The following is a 21,913-nucleotide window of genomic DNA, read 5'->3' as shown; positions in this document are numbered from 1 at the left end:
AGTTGGTCACGGTCAGTTCAGATCATTTCTTGAAAGTCCGCACATAGGCAACCAGGGCCTTTATGTCATCGTCGTTGATGCCTTCGGCCGGTTTCATCCTGGTTTTGTCGCCGTCTTTGATTCCTTCCTTGATCGACTTGAAGGCCAAGTCATCCTTGAGTTCGGCCTGCACTTTCGCATCGGTGAGGTCCTTAATGGAGAGTTTCTGCCCCATTTTGGTCTGGCCTTTGCCATCCGGGCCGTGGCACTTGGCGCAAGCCTTCTCCCAGTTTTCTTTCACTTCTGCACCGCGCGCACACATGAGCGCGCCAGCCAGAATCGTCAAGGTCAGTAGCATGGTTTTTTTCATTGTTCGTATTCAGTATCTGTTGGTTGAGCACTTTGTATTCGGAAGGAACAGGCAGCAAAGGCGGTTGGCGAACAGAAGGTCTCCTCCTCTACCCGCGCTCCTGCATGACACTGTTCCTTCCATAATCTTCCGGTTTAAGAATGGAAGCTCCGGCAGGTTGAGGCTCCACAGAATTTGCCGATTGCTTGCCATATTTTGGCGTCAGCAACGCGCGAATTGTGGATAGTGGAAAACCGAAACTGTCTTTCCCAGTACGGCCGGGTCAAAAGCGATATTGCAAACTCGAAAACACCAGATGTGCGTCGTAATTCATGTTGCCGTTGGATGGCTCGTCTTTGTAACGGAAGTATCCGTACCTCAGATTCAGGCGAAGGTTCTTGGTAAGCTGTCGCATGAGCGTCGCGGTAATGCCATGTTCTTCCGCTCCGGCGCCGTAAGGTACACCGACACTCGAATTATCGTGGTAGTTGTCTGCCCGGTAATAGAAATAGCTGGCGTTCAGTGTGGTCTTGTCGTCCAAGACCAACCCGGAAGAAAAGTTCAGTGTCCAATAGTTGTTCTGGGCGTTGAGAATCGCCTGGGTGAATTTCGATACGGGCGTTCTTGTTTCGCTCAAGACATAGTTGAGACCGGCCTGGAGGTATAAGCGGGACCAGGGTGACCAACTGATATTCTGCGCGAAAATGTGACTGGTCATCTCCGAGGATTCAACCTCGCCAAGGCCTGAAGTAGAATCCGGTTTGGTATGGATGGTGGACGACTGGAACTCGTAGCGGCTGATCATGGTTACGTTCTGCCAGGGCCTCAGGGTGAGCCGCAGGTTGCCGTCGTAGGTCTCGAAGTTTTGCATCACCAGATAGGCCGGGTAGCGATTGGGGCTGTTGTTGGGCGTGTCATCCACCAGATGATCGTAATCGTAATGGTTGATCTTGTAGTAGCCGCCGGCGTCCAAAGTGATTTGCCGGGCCGCATACCAGGTGGCACCGAGACTGTATTTCTGGAAGAAACGGCTATCCTCGGTCTCACGTTGGATTGGCGCCACACCCACGCCATTGACGGGACCGAAGCCGCCATTCTCCTTCAAATTCCCGTCCCCTTGCGTCCATTCCCCGCGGCCGTAGAACACCCAGTTCGTGACGCCGGTGTAACGCAAATCCAGTCGTTCCCGCACATCGATAAGATCGCGCTCGCTGTTGCCACTGAAGGGCGTGGCGGGATTGTCGCCCAAGGTCTCAAACCCGCGGACGTCCGCATCCACATCCTCCTTCTGCACACGCAAGGACAACGCGCTGGAAAAATTCGGCAACGGGATGGCCAGGAGGTTCAGATTCATCACGTATTCCTGCATCCGTGCTCCGCCGTTCAAGCCGAAGTAACCGGCGCCATTGGCGGCGTTGGGCGCGTAGCTGACGTCGAAGTCCGAACCATAAATGCGGCTGCCGGAAAAATCATTGTCCAGGTCTGAGAAGGAGAAACCCGAAGAGAAGAATAGGTTCTTCTTGATCCAGGTTTCCGTAAAAGCGTGGGCATTGAACAGGTCGTAGCTGGTGCCGGTCCGATCCGTGATCTTTCGGTCGATGGGTTCACCCGGCGATTGATCTATCTTCAGCGCGTCGTCCAGTTTGCCGGACTCATAACGCAGTCCCACACCGAAATCGGTTTTCAGGATTCGATGGGCGACGTCGAGTTGAAAGATATCGCTGTGCTCGTTGATATCATAAAATGACGGACTGAGTCCTCGTGCCGGACCACCTCCTGGATGGGTGGTACCCCAGATGGTGGAACTCTTGTCGCCATCGCGAAACGTGTGAGTGTATTTGAAAGTCACCGTCGGCACTTTTTCCAGCGTCAGTCCACCTGCGAATGAGATTTCGCCGCGATCCAGCGCCAGGGCATTTCCCGACAACGGATACCACATGTTCGAGGGCGGGTCGAAGCCGCCATCGCCGTTGTACCAGGTGCGGAATTCGTTGTAGGAGAACCGCAGGTAGCCGAGTTTCTCACGCGTCAAGTCCAGCTTTAGCTTGTAATCGTCATTGTCGAATAGTGCCCGTCCATCCACGGACAGAGTGGTGTTGGTGGCCACGGTGGCTTGGTAATGGAAATCCTCGATGCCGCCGAATGGTCCACCCCAAGCTCGGTGCCGTTGCTGGAACTGGGCCTTGTCGCCGCTGGTAAAGAACCCGCCGGCGGACAATTCGATCCAATTGTTGTACGTTTCCTTCCCTCCCTCAAAGATTTCCTGTGGGGTTAGCGGCGGCGCCGCTTTGGCCGGCGCGTTTGTTTCCGCAGCGGTAAGGCGAGAGACGACGACCCACGCAACGAGCAAGGGGGGCCACAGCCACCGAACTCTCATATTGGCGATTAGCGTAGTCGTTTTCATTGGGCTGTAGTTGGTGGTTAGAAGCGCAAAGACGAACTCACCCTTGAACCGTGAACCGCTTCGTGACATCCCGCCGACCAGCAAGTGGCTTGTTGAACCCGCAACGTGTGGTCGGAGCCGCCGATCAAAATCTTCCCGCCACTCACCTGTTGAAAATGGCATTTCATGCAGAGGTTCGCGTCACGCACGGTCAACATCTTCGCGTTGACGGAGCCATGGGCGGTGTGACAGATGGTGCAGCCCTCGCGCAGGGCTTCGTGCTCGAACACATGGAGACCACCTTGGGCGGCATGGCAGCGCAGGCAACTTTCGTTTTCCGAAAGTTTTGCGGTGCCGCCACCGAAGTGAATGGATCCTTTGTGCGGCGAATGACAGTCGCGGCAACTCAACTTGCCCTCCGGCACGGGATGGTGACTGGGGAGATTAAACTGGCCGCGCACATCGGCGTGGCATTGGAAGCAAACCGTTTCAGTCGCGCGCGCAGTCGGTACGGCGAGGCGCGCCCCGTAACTGCTCGCCTGGGGCCGTCCCGGAGTGAAACTGTAGGGCGGTTTGACTTCGCCGCCGGATTCCGAGTGCAGACTGGCCGGCCCGTGGCAGGATTCACACCCGGCGTTGATTGCATTCGGCCCTTGAGCGATCAGCCGCGAGTGGTCGGCGGTGGCAAACCCCCGGTAAATTTCCTCGTGGCACTGCTCGCATTCCTTCGAGCCAATGTATTTTGCGCCGGGAACATTGGGTAGCACTACCACGGCGCGGTTCACGGTGCGGCAGGAAATCACTCCGAGGAGCAGCACCATCGAGCCAGCCATGATTAATATCGCCGGTCCCCATTCTTTGGAGAGCTTTCCAAGTGCGTGTATTCTACGATTGATCATTCAGTCTGTAGTTGTCGTTCAAATCATTTGTTCAACTCCTGCTCAACCCAGTTGCTGGCGGCCTCCAATAGATTAAAGGTATGCGGGCCGTTGTGAACGCCGTAACTGCCGTCGTACTTCACGAGATACAGATTGAAACGCGCCTTCATAATGTTGGTTGCAATCAGGCTTTGCAGGTTGGCGGGCGGGCTGTTGGTGCCCACCGACAAGTCACCCGGAACGCTGTATTCCCACGACAGCACACCGTAATTGGTCCGCAGGACATCCGGCGCCTTGTTCAACGCCCAATAATCCAGTCTGGCCTTCACCTGCTGGATCTGGCTCGAGACAAATCCCCTGACAAGAGTAACCAACCCCTGGGCATTAGCATCACTTCCGTGGCAACCAGCGCAGGCGTCATAGGAAGTCACATTAAACTTGTGGCCGCTGACGGCCGCGACTTGCGGTGGACCGGATTGGAATTCCTTTCTTTGCATGTGACACGTGACACATTGGTTGGTGACGAGGAACATCCGGCCCGACTCATCCTCAACGAATTCAGTTCCGGCATGCGCTGCAGGTCCGCCGCTGACACCGTCTGGCAGCACGCCCACCGTCCCGAGCAACATGTTATACTGCGGCGAGTGATGCGGGGCGCGGCTGGAACTTGTCCAGGAAGCGCCGCGGTGATTGTGGCACTGGGCGCATAGATTGATGTTCGGATCGTACTTGTTCGTGAAATTGTCCGAGGTTGTCAGGAAGAAATCATTGGTCGAGGACAACGCCTCACGAAGCTGGTTGGTGTAAACGATGCCGGCGATCACGTTCGTCCAGACGTGGCTCTCGTGCGGCTCGTGGCAGGTGGCGCAGGCAATTCCAACTGCACTGGCCTCATGAGCGGCGGGCAGGGGTTGATTCTCCAGGAGCGTTTCCCGGACGGTCCCGGAGTGGCAGCGACCGCAACTCGGGATGAAAACGGATTGGCCAAGGCCGCCCGCAAAATCTTCCTTCAACTCATCCAACACGGCGCGATGGCCCGAGGTGTTCCAATCTTCGTAGTAGGGAGGATGTGATGCTGCCGCTGTAGCAGGAACAAAACGCGCATTATGACATCCACCGCACATGGTGGCGGCCAGTTCGACGCGCGGTCGGGTGACCGGATCGTCTGGATTGGCGGCGTGGTTGGCGGCCGGACCGTGACAGCTTTCGCATTGAACGCCGGCAAGCTGCGGAGTCGCCATCTCGTTGGTGAATCCACTCGGCAACTGGTAACCCACAGTGTGACACGGCAGGCAACTGGAATTCTTGTCCTCATGGGCCTGTTTGAGCGTCTCGAAGGCGCGCGCATGCCGCGTATTGATCACCGTGTCGTGGACTTCTCCGTGGCATTCCGTGCAAGTCTCCGCGCCGGCGTATTTCGGCGATGGGCCCAAGACCCGGAAGAAAGCATTGCTGGAAGTGCTGGCGACAATGGCGCTTCTAATCAGGTTGGTGCGCCCGTCGAGCGGCTGCCACGTTGCATCTTTCAACTTCAGTTTCTGGAACAGTTGGTAATAACCGGAAGGGCCATCCCAGGTTACACGCACGCCGTTGGTGACGAGTTCAATCCCCGTCATGATCGGCAGCCCCGGCAACCCCCCCGGCTGGATGATGCTCAAATGTTGAACATCTTGTGCGCCTGCCGATAGGCTGGTCACTAACAAACCCGCTGCCGCGAGAACCAAACAAAGTAACTGATTGGCCAGCGCCGATTGCGGGCATCGGCTGAGCCGTCGGTTTACCGCGACAGCCGGGGGGTCTGTCAACGGCACTGGCACTGTAGCGGCGCGCTTTCCGAACTGGACTCGGATGACCATAAATTTAATGCAAAGGCTACATCGCGATAGCATGAGGGCTATACCGATATTGTCGTAATTTCAACCTTGCTTGCTTTATCCGAAGCAAGGGAAACGCAGCGTCGAGTTGGCCGGACAAAGTTTTCCTCGTCGGCACCATTAAACTGTGACAAACTGAACCGGAAGGCTAGACAAAAATGGAAGGCAGATGATGACACAAGCAACAACAAAAGCGTTGGGTTGCACGCCGGAAGCGCACGCAAGGGAACACGGCAGCGCTAGGATCATTATTCTCGTGCTGGTTTTCTGTTTGATCGGTTTGGTGGTTGGCGCGGTTTGGTTTTATTATCGCACCACAAAACGGGACGCTGCGGACGCCAGTGGCGAGGCAGGCGGTCAACAAACTATTGCGCTGTCCTACAGTACCAAGAGCGTTCTGAAGCGATTGGAATCTCCCGTCGAAATCCGGTTCTACGCTTTGCTGGATCCCGCGAGCGTATCTGCTGCCGTGCAGGCTTTCGCGGGAAGGCTGGATCAATTGCTGTTCGCGTACGAGCGAGAGGCTGACGGCAAGCTTGACGTGATCCGCTATAACTCCCGGTCGGAGATCAGTGCAGCCGCAGTAGCGGCTGCGGCGGATGGCTTTAAACCTTTTAACCTGGACAAAGGTGACGCTTGTTACTTTGGACTCGCCGTCGCCCAGGAGGGTCGAAAGGAATCGCTACCCGAACTGGCCCCGGAGTGGGAACAAGCTCTCGAATTCGATTTGACCCGCGCCATTGAACACGTCGCCAGAGCGAAACAAGCGGCGCCACCTCCCGCGAACACGCCTCCAACCGATGCCGCCGCCATCGAGGAGGTCAAGCGGACAATCCCCAATTTCGCTGCCGTGTCGCTGGAGGAAGGGACTCGGATTCTCCGTACGGCGTCGGTGAATGATTTCAAGTCGGCGGTGGCAGCCATGGAGATTCAGGTCAAGGAGGCCCAAGAGCGCCTCAGCCAGGCGCAGAACGGTGGCTCGGAAGCCGAGCGACAAGCCGCACTGAAACACCTTCAGCAGGTTCAGTCCGAGCAAACGGCAAAGCTCAAGCAGATTGCGGCCAGGTCCGCGGCTCAAATCGAGGCGTTCCGGCAACTCAAGGAAGCGGGCCGTTGACATCGACCCACTGAACCGGCGCACGAAACTGTTTGCCAACATTATTCCGGATAGCCCCGCACCCTTCCTCCTCCCGATCCGATCGGGAGACGGTGGACGTAGGTCGGGAACGGGTCTTGCGTATTCCTATCCAGATCGTTTCTTGGGAATCGCCCCATCCATCCTTCTGATCGCGAGCATCCAGTTGATCCTTCACACCAAACAAAAACCCCTCCGCGCAATCGCGGAGGGGTTGACTGAACTTGGCAATCAAGTTTCTAGCTCACACGCAGACTACGGTGTGTGCACCACGCGGAAGAACTGCTGCGGAACTTGCCGCGTCGGGGTCACATAGCTGATCGACCCACCGGTGCCTGCGATCGAGCCGCCCACGTTTTGCCAGGTGTCGCCTAGTGACGCAATGGACTGAATCTGGTAGGTCGTGCCTACCACCGTGTTAAACGTCACTTCAGCGGCCGTGTAGATTTCGACGGTGTTGGTGCCTTGCGGATTTGTCAGGCTCGGTCCCCAGACAAACCCACCGGGAATGGTGGCACCGGGTATCAACGGATTCAGGCCCAGGTTATATTTCAGCCAGTTGGGCAGGCCGTCGGAAGACGCAACGGCATAGGGCGAGGCAAGCGAGTTGGTAGTCGAGCCAAAGTATTGGATCTGCCACCAATCGGCCAAACCGTCATTGTTGGCGTCGCCCGTCAGATCGCCAATGGAGGCCATGAGCAGACCGGTGGCGTAGGGCGCGTTGTGGACGCCCTTGCTCAAGTCATTGTTGACGAACTGGAAGTTCCAAGCGGCTTGCAGGAATTTCGCCGGCCAGTTTGTTTTGACCGATGGACTCTTTACCAGGCCATCCGCGACGTAATTCCCATCCGCCCGGTAAGTCGAACTCGGCAACAGCGTGGAGAGTTTGTTGAGCAGTTTCTGAACTTCGGTCTGGACGCCCTCGATGACGCCGTCGTTATTGTAATCCTGCCGCACCATATCGAACGAGGTGATCGGACCGTGGCATTTGACGCACACGTCCACCTTATCCAAGGTGTTCGTCACACCGCCGGTGAGGACCTCGTAGGTCATGCTGAAGGTATGGCCACCCGCTTGCAGGAAGGCCGGATCGGTCGAGGCCACGGTTTGCATGTGGCAGCCGACGCAAGTGTTGGTGACCGCATAGCGGTGGGCGGCACTGGGAATGGCTTTGCCATAAGTGTAGCCGTTGACCCCCTCGAGCATGTCAGCCGCCGGATTGTCGTGCGGACCAAAGCTGCTGGAGCCCCCGGCAAAAGTGGGTTGGCCCAACGGATATTTTACCAAGCTGTTGGTCACCGAACCCGTGCGGCTCTGATGGCAGTTCATGCAGAAGCCACCCAAGCCGGCATTCGTGACCGAAGCGCCGTTTCCGAGCGTGATATTTTGGCCGGCGCGCAATTGATGCGGGTTGGTAACATCGTGCGGATCGTGGCACGTCGCGCAAGTAATCGCGGTGTAATCTGTGTTGGCGATGTCGGTGCCGGTCCAGACGTTGGTGGTGCCCAAAGTGTCTGTGTAACTAGCAAAGCCTTGGCCGGTGTGGCAGCGGGCGCAGGCTGCGCGGGTTGGGCCGGAAGGGGTGCGCGTCGCGACAGCGTGTTTGGAATTGTTCCATTCGGCGACCTTGACATGGTTGTTCTTGCTGTCGTGGCACTGGCCGCAATTGCCCGCGATGAAGCTGCGTCCGATTCTTGGCCAGTTTGAAACATTCTTATTGCCGAGGGCCTTCGCGTGCTCGCTGCCCGGCCCGTGGCAGTTCTCGCATTGGATATTGGCTAGGTTGGCAACATCCGGATAATTGGTCTGCATGCTCGCCCAATTACCGGCCACCAGATTGGTCGGGAACGTCCATCCCTCCTGCGCAGCAATGTCGTCAAACCCACCGTTGACCGCGTTGGTGTTGTCATCATAGCCGACGGTGTGACACTTGATGCAGTTCTTGCTGTAATGGTCGCTCTTCAGGCCATCAATGGCTTTGGTGAAAAATGTGGCATGAAGAGTTTCCGACCAGGGATGGTACTTATCAGGCGCGATTACGCCGCCACTATGGCAAAGGGCGCACGTGTTGACACCCATATACGTACCGGCCGTGATATTCTGCGTTAGATTTGTGCTCCCGCTGTTGCCAGTCTGGATGGTGACGGTCACGGTGTATTGCCCCGCGACGTCGGGGAGAAGCAGCGTGCGTCCAGCCACTTTATACACGGAAGCGCCTGAACTGTTGAAACGATCTGCCATCCTGTAGGTCGGCACGTTGGTGCCAAGTGGGCTGGCGGTGAGCGCTGCCGCAGACCCACCCGGTTTACCAGTTAAAACCCAGGAGACGTTGGTGATGTCTGCGTCGGGTACGCCGTTAAGGAAGACGTTGGTTACGCCGGCGGTCACAATTGTGGTTTTGCTGCCGTTCACCAAGGCTTCGAGATAAGCCGGCTGGCCCACGCCCACGGCGGACAAACCGCTCGCGCCCTGCGCATTTGTCAGCCCGTAGTCTTTGACATCTTGGGGAGTGAGCGGGCGCAAGGTCACCTGGCCTTGGAGGGCCGGTCCCGCCGCGCGCACAGTAGTGACGGCGCCCACGGCCATCAGCACAACTGCCATCAGGCAGGTTGGCGCAATTTTGATCGCAGTATTTATTTTCATATTCTTGGACGGTTGAGGGTTTGAGGGTTCATCCTGCTCGTAATTAGCCACACATGTTTGCATTTCTTCTAATTAGTTAAAATGTTGTCCCTGCTCATCATTGGCTGAACATTAGAATAAATGGATTTCAAGTCTCTCCGCCTATTGCTTAAAGCAAACCATTTTTTGCCGTACCACTCCCGCCAAATCCGGTCGCAATACCTTGACCATCGTTTGCAGAATCCCGGCCACAACGCGCGGTTGGAGCCGGTGTGGTTTTCAAAGACCAACACGTGCTTGTTACTTCGTTGATCTGTTATTGTTCTTCCCGCATCGCCTCCAAGACGCGGTTCGCTCCGGGCAAAAGAACCATCGGTTTCTGACGACGCTTCAAACGAGAAGTGCGCTTCCCTCGACGCAGTTATGACGGTTGTGTCAATTCGCATAACTGTGGAGGCCGCTGAGCAGGTAGTTCACGCCGAAATAGGTGAACACGATCGAGGCGAACCCGATGACTGATATCCAGGCCGCTCGTTTACCACGCCAACCGCGCATGAATCGGCAATGCAAAAACACGGCGTAAATGAACCAGGTGATGAGCGACCACGTTTCCTTCGGGTCCCAGCTCCAATAAGTTCCCCAAGCGGAGTTGGCCCAGACGGCGCCGGAAATGATTCCCACTGTGATGAACAAAAAGCCGAAAGAGATTGTTTTCTCCGTGACCAACTCCAGCGCTTGCGCGATTTGCGGCCGCGCGGTGCTGCCGTTTCGGGTCACAATCAAATAGACGAGGCTCGAGAGAAAAGCCAGAGCCACGCCACCGTAACCCAGGAAACAAGTGAACACATGCACCGTAAGCCAGTTGCTTCGGAGTGCGGGCATCAGCGGGTCGATTTTCATTTCAAAGGTGCTCGCGTAAGCCAGGGTCAGCACCGCCAGCAACGCCGTGGTCGCGCCGAGCACGGGGATTTTATGACGCATCTGCAAGGCGAGATAGATCACGACCACTGCCCAGACGAACAGCACCAGCGACTCGAACATGTTGCTGAACGGCGCGCGCCCGGCGGCGACCCAGCGCAGCACCAGGTACGTTGTCTGCGCGATTGCGCCCGCGGTTAAAACCCAGGTTGCAGCGGTCGCGAACCGGCGCTGCTCTCTGGTAAACAGGTTAGCTGCGGCAAGCAGCAGCGCCGTAAAATACCCAATGAGGGTCAGGTTGAATGCATGGTTCATAAAATTCCTTCTCGCCCCGTGGAGTAAAACAACCCGCTCCTGAGCCACGCCCAGTGCCAACTACTCCACGGGGCGAGACCGGTAAAAGCTTTGACATGACGGCAGCGGTTTCTTTCTCGATGATGGCGCGGCAGTGGACGAATTCCTTTTCGCGATGCTTCACGTTTTCGCGCACGATGGCGTCCAGATCGTCGATGTTGTAGAGATAAACGTTCGGGATAAGCTGCACGTCCGGGTCAATGTCCCGCGGCACGGCAATGTCAATCAGGACCAGTGGTCGATTGCGGCGCAGTGGCATCACTTTCTCGACGTCCTCCCGATTCAAGATCGTTTGCGGGCATCCCGTGGAACTCACGACAATGTCGGCTTCCGCCAACGCTTGAAGTTTTTCGTCCAGCGGGATCGCGCGCCCGCCAAATTCCGCCGCCAGAGTTTGCGCGCGCTCGAATGACCGGTTCGACACCAGCACTGAACGCGCGCCCTTCTTGGCCAGGTGTCGAACACAAGCCTCACCCATCTTGCCTGCGCCGATGATCATCACTGTCCGTTCGGAGAGATTCCGATCGAAGATTTTTTCCGCCAATTCCACCGCAACGCTGCCCACCGAAGTTGCCCCGCGGCCGATGCTGGTGCGCGAGCGAATTTCCTTGGCCGTTTGCAGCGCCTTTTGGAACAGGCGGTTCATCACGCGTCCGGTGAGCTTCGCTTCGTGCGCGGTTTGGTAGGCATTCTTGACCTGACCGGTGATCTCCGTTTCACCGAGCACCATCGAATCCATGCCACTGGAAACTGAGAACAAGTGGCGGATGGCATCCGCGCCCTCGCGCACATAGAGATAGGGAACGACATCGAGTTCGCGCGCCGCCAGATGACGGAAGAGCGGCGCAATGTTGCCGTTGACTTTCTCGCTGACGCCGTAGATTTCCACCCGGTTGCAAGTTGAAAGCACGACCGTCTCGGTCAGCGCGCCGCCGATTTTCAAACGACAGCCGGCGCAGCGCAGCCGGGAGGGCGTCACTGCCAGTTGCTCGCGTAATTCGACCGGCGCGGTTTTGTAACTTATGCCCGCGACAAAGATCTTCATGCAGTCCTCCTCGCTTCGATCCATGGGTTGAGATAGAAGACGATGAACAGGCCGCTGATCAGGAACACGAACCCCGCATACACCACGGGCACGCCCGGATCACGCACCACCTGAAACGACGACCACGATAAATCCTGCGGGTTGTAACCGGTCTGATAAAAGCTGTAGCCCTTGAATTTCAGCGGCTGGTTGACCGCCACCGTTCTGGTTTGAGAATTCTTTCCATTTTCGATCAAGTTCAGCGTGCTCTTAAAATTCTTGACCGCTCCTTGCGGTAGACGTGGTGCGGCTGTGGCCTTAGCCAAATAAACCAAACGCAGTGGGCTGGGTTTGTTGTCACCCTGCGTGTGCATCGTGAAATCCGGAAACTTAGCGAACACCCACGCGTGGTTTTGATAACCCGGTCCATTCACCGCCACGAGAATCGCCGGGTTGTTCGCTTCAGTGGAGCGACTGGTCACCTCGCGGGTGGCGGTGTCGCTGGCGAAGTCGGGAATATATTTGAGAACGGTGACGCGAAAGGTGTTGTTCGGCGTTGCCGGCTCGTCGGGCGGAGCCACCGCATGCTCAACATTGAGTTGCGTTGGAACGCTCACGGCCAACTTGCGCTCCGGCCATTCCACGACAAGCTGGCCGCCGTCATCCAACGCTGGATGTCTCGAGTCGCGTGAAGCAATTGCGACCCGTGGCTGATCGGTTTCGATTTCGAAGTTTGCCAACGTGACGGCGAACGGCAGTATGTGAAATCCTTTTTCAATCTCAAATTGCGCGGCCGTTTCACCTTCACGCAGAGCCAGGTAACCTTTTTCACCCCAGACTCCGCGAATCACGCCACCCGCGAGAATGAGCAGGATGCTGATGTGAGTGAGCATTGAGCCGAGCGCCCGGCGTTGCGCGAATCCGTTCGTTCGCCGCACCGTGGCGAATCTGCGAGTGCTGCAGACGGCGACCGATGATGCCAGGAGGCACAATAAGGCGATGAACCACCAGGAATAAAAGACGTGCGTCAAACCCAGTCTTGACAGCCATTGCATCCGCGCCGCGGCAGACGGATTCTTCTGCAGGTAAGCTGCTGCCTCGGTCCCTTGCGGCAGGAAGGTGGCCACCCCGCAAACGATGGCAATCACGATCACCACGGCCACAGCGAACTTCACGGATGCCAGCAGGTCAAACAGCGCTGCAGCCGGCGACTTGCGCGTGGGCGGCTGAACTGGCGGAAGCGATGGTGTTGTCTCAGTCATACTGATGCCGACGGCAAGGCGTTTTCCAGGGGACTGAAACTCCAAACGGCGGTTACGATCGCCGCATCGCTGCTCTCCACCGGCACGATCCATCGCGGCAGCAGAGCGGAGAGCGCCACCTCAGCCGTACCTGGCTTCAGTTGGGGGGCGGTTTGCTCGAACTCCAACAGCGAAGTGCCGGAGAGTTTGATGAACCCCACTAGAGTTTCTTTATGCACGCCGGCAGCTTATCGCACAAACCATGCAGTGCTCCGCGTAGATTGTCTTTTAATGGACATTTTTTGGCTCGCCTCGTTAAGCCATTTCGTTTCCGTCCCATCCTCGCCCACATCCTCGTGACGTCGAGCGTCCCGCCTGACGTATTGGGCAGCATCCTGCCGTCCGGATGAAGGTTTGAATTCTGGAAGACGCAGGAGACGGCCAAGCGCGATGTGAGCTCCGCGCTTGATGTCCGGCCGGCGAGATGCCCCGACTTTACGGCAGGCGTGGAGGCCGACCGCAACCGCCCGTTGGAGTATTCAAACGCTCTAATTCGAACAAGGCGCAAAAATCGCTTCCGTCATGCCGTGGATGATCTTTTTGTCCGCCGGGCAGATGGTCGCCAGCACGCCGCCCAGGGTGGCCCGTGCCGCGTCGCCGTCACCGGAGACAAAGTAGTAGGGACAAAGTCGCGCGCGTCCTTGCATAGGGATCAATTGCGTCTGGTTGAAATCATACCACTGGGCATCGACGAGTTTTGGCTTGTGGTAGCGTTGCAGGATATACGGCGAATGGTCGAAATGTTCGAGCGCCCGGTCCACAGCGGCCGCCCATTCAGCCTGCGAGAGGTCGTTGCCCAGATAAACGCCGCGCGCGCCCCAGGCGTGCGCGGAAAAACCGGACACCTTCAGAATCAATTCCCGTTCCCGTTGCGAAAGGGTTTTGAGTTGCTGCCAGTCAGTGAGGTTGAGTTCCGGGATGGCGGCGTGCGGGGGCAGGGGAGCGGGATCAACAATCCACGTGTAGGGAACCAGTCGGAGGAGTCGGTTGAAGAAACCCTCGCCCAACTCCTGCCGCCAAAAGCCGCGCAGGTTTCGATTCCACAACAAGGCGAACAACATCTTTTCTTCAAACAGCGGTTTGGGTGGCGGCGTAAGCCGGATTCTTTTCTGTTCCGCCAGTTCAAAAAGCTTTGTGGAACTCGGAACATTCTGCAGGTCGAAAAGTTCAAAGAAGCGATACACCGCGTCGCCGGTTGAAAAATCCGTGAACTGTGAATTTTGAATTTTGAATTTTGAATTGCCAAGCTGTCCAGCCAGCCATTCCATTTCGGGCCGATACGTCGCGGCTTCCTCGGAAACGATAATGTGGACCTTGGGCGCGTCGCCAAAGATGCTCGCAAAGCCTTTCAACATTCCATCCGGGCCGCCTAGGGTCTCGGATTTCGGATTTCGGATTTCGGATTTGGAATACGTCTGATTCAGCCACGCCGTGAGTCCAATGCCGCCCGGCACACTGTCCAGTTCAGTGACGCTGACGCCGGTATCGGTGATCAGCAGATCGGGACGGATGACACGCGGCAGTTCATTTCTCATTGCCGCGGAGCGTTGCAAAGCTATCAGTTCGCTGGGTTTGCCCTGATCGAGCAGGGTTGCAATCCAGCCGGGTTGTTTGCCCTCGACACTGTGACGATAGAGCAGATTCACCGCACGATTGAATTGCAACAAGACACGGCCGAGCGTCTGTAAATCCTTCGCCAGTTCCGGTCCGAGTGAAAATGGGGCAGGGGAGATACGCCACTCGTGGCCGGCGAACAGACCGCTCGGCGGCAACGAATCGCGGATGAGACGGCCATGATTGGCAGAGATGCCGGAGGAGTCAGCGGTCACGGAAATCAAATCGTTTCAATGGGATGAACGGTCAGCCAAATGTCAATTTGTCGAAAGCGAGTCTTCAGCTTGCCTTTGTATTGCTTGAAGAACGCGCGGTTGGAGCGGTTGCCCTCGGTATCCACAAAATTTCTCACCAATTCGTCATGGTAGGTCATTCCTTCATGCCGCCAACTGCCATGCAAGACCTGGGTTTCCCAAGTTGCAGCGCCGAATTGGTTTTCCAGTTCGCCGATCGTCTCCGCGATAAGTTTGCGCGGAACGACGCTGCCGTCATTAAACCGCAGCGGCAGCAATATCTCGAAGCGACACCAGACGCTCATAGGTGGCCGGTCCTTCTACCTTGAATTGAAAACCCTCCGCGGCCAGCTCCGCCAAAGCCTCATTTGGAACTGCGACTTCACCCGTTGCCCAGGTTTTGCCAGGGAAACGACCGACCAGAAAGCCAATGGCCCTTTTTTTGGTTTTGGCATCTGAAAACCGGATGACGATCATGGTCTTAGCGTAGATTCAGTCTGTCGATGATGCAAGCACTCAAAATTGCGGACGCATGCGCTCGCGGGTTTCGATGTCCTTCGCCAGTTCCTCGCCGCGCGGAAACGGGGCAGGGGAGATGCGCCACTCGTGGCCGGCGAACAGGCCGGTTTCGGGCATCTGGCGGCGAACGAAATCCGCGCACGCGCTGGCTCGATCATTTTCGAGCGGTTCAACTGACGTAATACCGATTGAATCTTTGGAAATCATTTTGAGTTTAGTAAGAGCCTCCTTTTGCCGGCTCCTTCTTAAGTTCGGATTTGGCCGTTGCCGATACCGATCCATTTATAGCTGGTCAGCTCTTCCAGTCCCATTGGACCGCGCGCACCGATCTTGTCTGTGCTTATGCCAATCTCAGCACCCATACCGAACTCGCCGCCGTCGGTGAAGCGCGTCGAAGCGTTCCAATAGACCGTGGCTGAATCGACTTCAGCGAGAAATTGTTTCGCGCGCGATTCGTTGCGGGTGACGATGCTGTCGGAGTGCGCCGAACCGTAGTGGGTGATGTGCTCAATGGCCTGATCTACGCCATCCACGACTCGCACGTTGAGGATGTAATCGTTGTATTCGGTGAACCAGTCTTGCTCAGTGGCAGGCTTGATACGGGGTTGAGAGTTGAGAGTTGAGAGTTGAGAGTTCAAAACTCTCTGCGTCGCGTCATCGATACGAAGCTCAACATTTTTCTCTGCCAGCTTGCGAGTGATGGCAGGCAGAAACGTTTGCGCGATGACTTCATCGACTAACAGAGTCTCCATCGCGTTGCAAACCGCAGGGCGCTGCACTTTCGCGTTCATCACGATTTCCTCGGCCATTTTCAAATCAGCGTCGCGGTCAACATAGACATGGCAGACGCCCTTGTAATGTTTGATGACGGGGACTTTCGAGCATTCAGCGACGGCGCGGATCAAACTCTCCCCGCCGCGCGGCATGCACAAGTCCACGTATTGGGTGAGCGAAAGCAATTCTTTGATCGCTTCACGATCAGTCGTCGGAACGACCTGAATGGCGTGCGCCGGGAATTCTGCGAGCGTTTGTTTGCCGGCGGCAATCATGAGATTAGCGATGCCCTGATTGGAGTGAATTGCTTCCTTGCCGCCGCGCAGAATCGTCGCATTGCCAGACTTGAAACATAGGCTTGCGGCATCTGCTGTCACGTTGGGTCGTGATTCGTAGATGATGACGACAACCCCGATGGGCGTGGTGACTTTTTGGAGTTTGAGACCATTGGGGCGGACGCGTTCATCGAGAATTCTTCCAACGGGATCAGGTAATGCCGCAACCTCGCGGAGACTCTTGGCCATGCCGGCGACGCGTTTGTCATCAAGCTTGAGGCGGTCGAGCATGGCGGAGGAAAGGCCGCTTTGCGCGCCGAAGTCCATGTCTTTCGCATTCGCGTCTTTGATTGATTGACGGTTTTTCTCCAAGGCGTCGGCCATCGCCAGCAGGCAGGAGTTCTTCTCCGCCGTGGTCAGCCGGGCCAGTTCACGCGACGCGGCTTTGGCCTGCCTGGCCAATTCCGTCATTTGCTCGGTCAACGTCATGGCAGGAAAATAAGCCAAAACTCGAAAGTTAAAAGGGCGAAATGCCTGCCCATTACTGCTTGAGGAGGCGATAGTAGGTTTCGCCCAGACCAATGGGTTCACTAAAATTGCTTAAGCCAAGGGTGCCTGGCACATTTTGCCAAAGCGGGTTTGACAAACTCGTCGCCTTTTGCAGACGGCTGACGATTTCCCCGTTCCAGGAAATGCTGATGTCATTTCCCGATCTGGCGATGCCCGTGATCCGGGGTGACTGGTCGGTGATACTGTAAATTCCGAAGTCGTCGATGCCCCAATACCAACTGTCGGTACCAGCCTGCGCGAAGCGAAATCGGACCTTGGGTTGATTGTCTGCGGCGGCCAACCGGAATAATTCGACGCGCTTGGATTCCGCCTGATCGTCATTCACGCGGGAACTGATGAACGGAGCGAGCGCCTGGGCAATCGGAGCAGCGATGAAAGCGCCGTAGTTCCCGCCTACGTTCTGGCCAGGACTCGGGTCAAAATAAACCGCGACATCGGAGTAAACGTTCGTGAGGGTTTTGACGGCGTTGACGGTCCCATTTGTATTCAAGATGACGTCCGGCCCGTCGAGCATGTAAACGACGGGCAGCCAGGTGGTGCCGCCGTCGATAGAATATTCCAAGGCGCCAATGCTATCCTGGTTCTGCGTGTAAATGCTGTGATACGAAATCCAGATATCGGATTGGCCGGTCAGATTAAAATCCGGCGAGAAGAGGTATTGAATCTGGCTGTTGGTGCGCGGATCGGACGCGGCGTAGATGAAATTAGTGTGGATGAGGCCGTCAAGCACCTGGCCATTCACAACATTGAGCGCACCCGGAATGCGCCGGTCGGCAGGAAACTGCGTCACCAATCTGGCGAGGGTGATGACGACCCAATCCTTGTAGGCGTCCGAATGATCGCTGGCCAGGTTATATCCTGCGACGTCAGTGTCCGTGTGATTTGTGACCGACCAGCCCGCGGGCAATGCGCCTTCCGCCACGAAGTCGAACGTTTCCAGATAAAGCGGAGGTGGCAGATACTTGTTCAACCACCCCCCGATGGTGAACGTGGCGATGTTGGTTTGATATGTCGGGGTGCTGCCATTATCGGCAAAGATCAATTTGGTCGTGTGCGCGGACAACGGGTCGAGGAGACCAGCGCGGGTGTAAGCGATGGTGGTCCAGCCGGCATTTTGCGTGATCAGCGGCACGACGAGGATATCGTCATAAAATAATTGCACCGTGTTCGTCGCCACCTGGCTTGTTCCGTCCACGATGATGGCCGTCGTCGTGTTAGCGGGAGAAACGCCGGTGGCGCCGTTGGTCGGCGAGAGGGAAGCCAGTTGGGGCTTCGTCGTGTCCGGGATCGTGAAAGGGACCTGCGTCACGTTGTTGCTGTAGTTGGACTCGTCCAGAATGCGATCGGGGTTGATTTCGAGTTCCAAAGTATAATCTCCTGCGGGCACGCCTGTGATGTCCACCCATTGCCCGTCGAGCGAAGACCGGTAAATGTCGCCCCAACCTTTCTGAATACCTTGATTGCCACAGTTGTAAATGGCGCTTCCATTTGCGTTCGTGTCCCAGCGAATCGAATCGAGCAGGCAGTGCCCGACCTTCAAACCGACGGCGACGACGGTACTGTCGCTTTTCAAGCGGTGCGCCACGTAATCATGGAAATGGTAATGACCGTGACAGGCGCTGTATTCGAAAAGCGGGTTGCCGGTGGGATTGCCGAGCACGAGATCGGCGCTGCCGTAGTTTCTGGATTCGGTTGCGAACCTGATCAATTTGCGCGTACCGGGCTGGATCAACCCCTCGACCACCGCGCACGACGACGTGGAGAAAGTTTCGATGCTGATGACTGGATTGAGCGAAGGTCCCCAAACGAGCATGTCCGGCACACCGGCGCGTTGCACCCAGTGGAGATAAACGTTTCCGCTGTCGCCATTGTAACCATCGACCGCGATCCAATATGTCGTGCCGGACACCGGCGTGAATTTCGCGCGACTCCATCGATTGGTACCGAAAATGTCGTTGTTGCTGACGACCTCCGTGAGGTTGCTGACGGTCGAGCCGGTATAAATCGCCAGCAGCGTATCAAAGCTGCTACCGATGGTTTCAAACGTCACGGGCGTGGCATTAGTCGCGTCCCACCGAAACCAGACGGAGTGCCCGCCTGCATTGCCAGCGTGATGCGGCTCACCAACTTCCTTGGTGGCGTTCGTGTTTGAGACAGAAGCCGCGCCGGAACTGCCCGCAATCAAAGTCGCGCTTCCAAAGTTGTCGTTGGGTTGCGCAACTGCTGTTCGCATCAACATCATCGTCCCAGCGAGTGCCAGCCAGATCGCGCGCTTCAACAAGTCGGCACGCGGCCACCTGAGTGAAGAGTGCTGACCAGATTTGAGAAGGCAGAACTGCATGAACGTGGAAAGGAGAGAGATCTGTGTGTTCATGCTTTACGCCAACAATGCACAACGAGGTTGGCATTTAACCGGGTTTATTCAAGCTGATTCCCTGGCGATTGGCCGTGCACAACATGACCAGAATGCTGAGTCTCCCAACATCTGCCGATCGAAAACGATTTCAGCGCGTGATCCAAACCAGCGTGCCAACTGGCATCTTGTCGAACAACGGCAGCAAATCTTGTGCAGCCAGATGAATGCAACCGTGGGAAGCGGGCCGGCCCAGGGTTGGCTCTTCACCGGTGCCGTGGATGTAAATATACCGGGAGTGTGAATCCACATTGCCGCCGCGATTAAACCCAGTCTCCAAACCCTCCAACCACAAAATCCGATTGGTGATCTTCGCCAGCGGCAATCCGCGCCAGGTGAATCCGACGGCTTTGCGGCTGCGAAAAACGGTGCCGACCGGCCAGCCGCCGCCGATTTTCTCCGCGACGCGATGCAGACCCAGTGGTGTGCAATTTGTATCAGCAACCTGGCCGATGCCAAAACGCGAGGTGGAGCAGGGGAATGACTTTAGGAGTTTGTACTTGGTTGCTCGCGGAAGGAGGGACAAGCCACAGAATTTGTCGAAGAATGAAACAGTTTGTTTTGCGACACTCACAACCAGTATGAAGCGGGTCGAAACAATGCCGTTCCGTTTGCACGCCTGTAAGAATTCCGGCGGGGCATTCATGGTTTCGTCCGATAGGTTAAAAACCAATAATATTGCAGCTCGACCCAGCGAACTTCGCACGCCAGACCGGTCAAAGCCGTTCGCACTTCTTTCTCATTCGGAAAATTCTTGAGCACTTCGTATTCAGTGCCGTCCGTCAGCCGCCGACATTGATAAGTATTGCCGTCGCGATCCGTTCGGCTGATGGGCGTGCTGCTCCCGGAAACAAACCGGTTGTCCATGAAGATCGCCAATGCTCCAGGAGCCAAAGTGGCGTGAAACTGTTCGAGAAAGTTTCTGATGTCCGCCTTTCGCAGATGCGACCACCACGCAAATGCCATTCCCGCTGTGAACCGGCTGTTGGTGAGTTGAGAGAGCTGAAAGGCGTCAAGGTTCTGAAACGAAACCTTGCAGTCGAAGTAATCTTTCGTGCGGGCAAGCGCAAGCACCTCCTCGTTGATGTCCGTGGCCACGATTGATACGGCAGTGCTTGCGGCTACCCGGGTCCAGTAGCCAGTTCCGCAAACGACTTCAAGCACATCGTGCCCGCGCACAGTCTGTCGTGTGAGATTCCGCAAAGCTTCCAGATCGGGCTGCCGTTCGGGTTTGTCGTAGATTCTTTCGTACTCCCGAACCCGTTTGGCGTAATAATCAACCTGCAAAGCATCGCTTGGCACAATCAGATTTTCAGTTTTTTCAGCAGTACTTTGGATTTTCTTCCGCTCTGCTCGTACTTCTCGCGCCGGGCCGCTGGCAAATCTTCCGGTGTGCCTTCAATGAATCCTCCCTTCGATTGAAAATAGGTGAACGCCTGGGTGGAAAGCGTGAGCAGTTCGCTCAAGCCGCTCTCCCGCGCCTTGTTCTCGACAAACTGAATCAGTTTGCGACCAATACCTTGATTCTCGTGCGAAGGGTTGACGTAAAGGTAGGCCAATTCGCCCTTGTTTTGTTCGGGATAAATGTGCAGCGCGACGCAGGCGACGGGATTCTTGTCGATTTCAAAAATGTAGTAATCGTTCAATTGTTTCTCGAGGGCGGCGCGGGTGCGCTTCACTAATTCGTCGGTAGCGACCGAATTTTTCGTCAGCAGCAAAATGCTGCGTATGTCTTTCTTCAACGCTCGGCGAATCTGTTGATATTCGTTGGCGTAGATCAGCGTGCCGATGCCTTCGTTGGAAAAAACCTCCGCGAGCAGCCCTTCATCCACGCGTCCATTGATGATATGGACCCGTTGAATGCCGAGATTGCACGCGGCGGCGGCATGCCGCGCTTTGGAAACCATCTCCGGTGCAAAATGATTTTTCTTGAGCAGTTCATTCAAGTCGGCCACCAACATCTGCCGGATGAGCTGGCCTTGATAGAGAATGCCGTCCTGGGTCGTGATGAAAATCAACTTGGTGGCTTTCAAGGCATCCGCGACGGCGACCGCCACACTGTCTGAATTCACTCGGTAAGTCTTCCCGTCCCCATCAAATCCCAGAGGCGGGACGATGGGAATAATTCCCTGCGCCAACAGCGTTTGAAGCAATTCAACGTCAACGCGCTCGACCTTGCCGGTGAACAAATGATCAACACCCTGAAGAATCCCCATCGGGTGAGCGATGATGGCGTTGGTGCAGGCCGCGCGCAGATCGTTGGCCGAGAGACCTTCAAGTAACTCGTGTGTCAAACGATTCGCGGCGGTCAACGCCAGTTTCAACGTTTCCGCGTCAGTAACGCCGCTGCCGTCCAGGTCGGAGGGTGTGATCTTTTGCTGCTCGGCGAGCGACTTGATCTGGGCGGAAGCGCCGTGGACCAGCACGACGCGGATGTTCAACGAGCGTAGCACCGCCACATCGAGCAGGATGTTGGCGAAGTTTTCGTCGGTGACAATGGCGCCATCGACGCTGATGATGAACGTCTTTTCGCGGAAGCGCGGGATGTATTGCAGGATGCCTCGCAGATCAGTTGGTTTCACGTTGGTTTACTGATAAATGTTTACCGTCGCCAGAATAAGTATTCAGTTCTCGGTGTATTTCAATCCAATAATTCAGCGGCGGATAGCGATTGGAGTTGAGCTTCGCTGCCGGACGG

General features: G+C 56.3%; 19 protein-coding genes. 1 reads left to right on the top strand and 18 read right to left on the bottom strand.

Going from position 1 to position 21,913, the window contains the following annotated elements; all coding sequences use genetic code 11:
• Window positions 1-22: 22 nt before the first annotated feature.
• The 4 genes from HY298_08710 to HY298_08695 form a co-directional block, all read right to left on the bottom strand.
• On the bottom strand, window positions 23-349 hold the full coding sequence (locus HY298_08710; GenBank protein MBI3850354.1) for a cytochrome c: 327 nt from the start codon (window positions 347-349) through the stop codon (window positions 23-25).
• Between the two features lie 262 nt (window positions 350-611).
• Window positions 612-2,732 (bottom strand): hypothetical protein, encoded by a 2,121-nt coding sequence (locus HY298_08705; GenBank protein ID MBI3850353.1) that lies wholly within the window; start codon window positions 2,730-2,732, stop codon window positions 612-614.
• A 17-nt stretch (window positions 2,733-2,749) separates the two neighbouring features.
• On the bottom strand, window positions 2,750-3,376 hold the full coding sequence (locus tag HY298_08700; protein MBI3850352.1) for a hypothetical protein: 627 nt from the start codon (window positions 3,374-3,376) through the stop codon (window positions 2,750-2,752).
• A gap of 257 nt (window positions 3,377-3,633) precedes the next feature.
• A complete protein-coding gene (locus HY298_08695) occupies window positions 3,634-5,445 on the bottom strand; it encodes a hypothetical protein (protein MBI3850351.1) in 1,812 nt (603 codons plus the stop codon).
• A gap of 187 nt (window positions 5,446-5,632) precedes the next feature.
• Here HY298_08695 and HY298_08690 point away from each other — a divergent pair, with 187 nt between their 5' ends.
• Window positions 5,633-6,580, top strand: coding sequence for a Gldg family protein (locus tag HY298_08690; protein ID MBI3850350.1), 948 nt, complete (start codon window positions 5,633-5,635; stop codon window positions 6,578-6,580).
• Between the two features lie 273 nt (window positions 6,581-6,853).
• On the opposite strand, the gene HY298_08685 is transcribed toward HY298_08690, so the two are convergent.
• From HY298_08685 to argA, 14 genes are all read right to left on the bottom strand, one after another.
• Window positions 6,854-9,241 (bottom strand): hypothetical protein, encoded by a 2,388-nt coding sequence (locus tag HY298_08685; GenBank protein MBI3850349.1) that lies wholly within the window; start codon window positions 9,239-9,241, stop codon window positions 6,854-6,856.
• Window positions 9,242-9,655: 414 nt separating this feature from the next.
• A complete protein-coding gene (gene ccsB, locus HY298_08680; GenBank protein MBI3850348.1) occupies window positions 9,656-10,453 on the bottom strand; it encodes a c-type cytochrome biogenesis protein CcsB in 798 nt (265 codons plus the stop codon).
• Window positions 10,389-11,537, bottom strand: coding sequence for a glutamyl-tRNA reductase (locus HY298_08675; GenBank protein MBI3850347.1), 1,149 nt, complete (start codon window positions 11,535-11,537; stop codon window positions 10,389-10,391). Before HY298_08675 ends, ccsB begins: the two co-directional genes overlap by 65 nt.
• The gene (locus HY298_08670) at window positions 11,534-12,778 is read right to left on the bottom strand and encodes a cytochrome c biogenesis protein ResB (protein ID MBI3850346.1); all 1,245 of its coding nucleotides are present in this window, start codon (window positions 12,776-12,778) and stop codon (window positions 11,534-11,536) included. The genes HY298_08675 and HY298_08670 overlap by 4 nt, the downstream gene beginning before the upstream one ends.
• Window positions 12,775-12,996 (bottom strand): hypothetical protein, encoded by a 222-nt coding sequence (locus HY298_08665; GenBank protein MBI3850345.1) that lies wholly within the window; start codon window positions 12,994-12,996, stop codon window positions 12,775-12,777. The genes HY298_08670 and HY298_08665 overlap by 4 nt, the downstream gene beginning before the upstream one ends.
• A gap of 309 nt (window positions 12,997-13,305) precedes the next feature.
• A complete protein-coding gene (locus tag HY298_08660; protein MBI3850344.1) occupies window positions 13,306-14,646 on the bottom strand; it encodes a hypothetical protein in 1,341 nt (446 codons plus the stop codon).
• A gap of 5 nt (window positions 14,647-14,651) precedes the next feature.
• The gene (locus HY298_08655) at window positions 14,652-14,969 is read right to left on the bottom strand and encodes a hypothetical protein (protein MBI3850343.1); all 318 of its coding nucleotides are present in this window, start codon (window positions 14,967-14,969) and stop codon (window positions 14,652-14,654) included.
• Window positions 14,923-15,141: a hypothetical protein gene (locus HY298_08650; GenBank protein MBI3850342.1), complete on the bottom strand. Its 219-nt coding sequence runs from the start codon at window positions 15,139-15,141 to the stop codon at window positions 14,923-14,925. Before HY298_08650 ends, HY298_08655 begins: the two co-directional genes overlap by 47 nt.
• 39 nt (window positions 15,142-15,180) lie before the next feature.
• Entirely contained in the window at window positions 15,181-15,390 is a 210-nt protein-coding gene (locus tag HY298_08645) for a hypothetical protein (GenBank protein ID MBI3850341.1), read from the bottom strand.
• Window positions 15,391-15,428: 38 nt separating this feature from the next.
• A complete protein-coding gene (locus HY298_08640) occupies window positions 15,429-16,793 on the bottom strand; it encodes a glutamate-5-semialdehyde dehydrogenase (protein MBI3850340.1) in 1,365 nt (454 codons plus the stop codon).
• On the bottom strand, window positions 16,774-19,176 hold the full coding sequence (locus HY298_08635; protein MBI3850339.1) for a hypothetical protein: 2,403 nt from the start codon (window positions 19,174-19,176) through the stop codon (window positions 16,774-16,776). Before HY298_08635 ends, HY298_08640 begins: the two co-directional genes overlap by 20 nt.
• Before the next feature lie 130 nt (window positions 19,177-19,306).
• A complete protein-coding gene (locus HY298_08630; GenBank protein ID MBI3850338.1) occupies window positions 19,307-19,861 on the bottom strand; it encodes a L,D-transpeptidase in 555 nt (184 codons plus the stop codon).
• The gene (locus tag HY298_08625) at window positions 19,858-20,517 is read right to left on the bottom strand and encodes a class I SAM-dependent methyltransferase (GenBank protein MBI3850337.1); all 660 of its coding nucleotides are present in this window, start codon (window positions 20,515-20,517) and stop codon (window positions 19,858-19,860) included. Before HY298_08625 ends, HY298_08630 begins: the two co-directional genes overlap by 4 nt.
• A gap of 2 nt (window positions 20,518-20,519) precedes the next feature.
• Complete coding sequence (gene argA, locus HY298_08620; GenBank protein MBI3850336.1) at window positions 20,520-21,797, bottom strand: amino-acid N-acetyltransferase; 1,278 nt, start codon at window positions 21,795-21,797, stop codon at window positions 20,520-20,522.
• Window positions 21,798-21,913 lie beyond the last annotated feature (116 nt).

It is taken from the genome of Verrucomicrobiota bacterium, from assembly GCA_016200005.1.
Lineage (GTDB): Bacteria > Verrucomicrobiota > Verrucomicrobiia > Limisphaerales > PALSA-1396 > PALSA-1396.
This window is presented reverse-complemented; position numbering and strand designations above follow the sequence as displayed.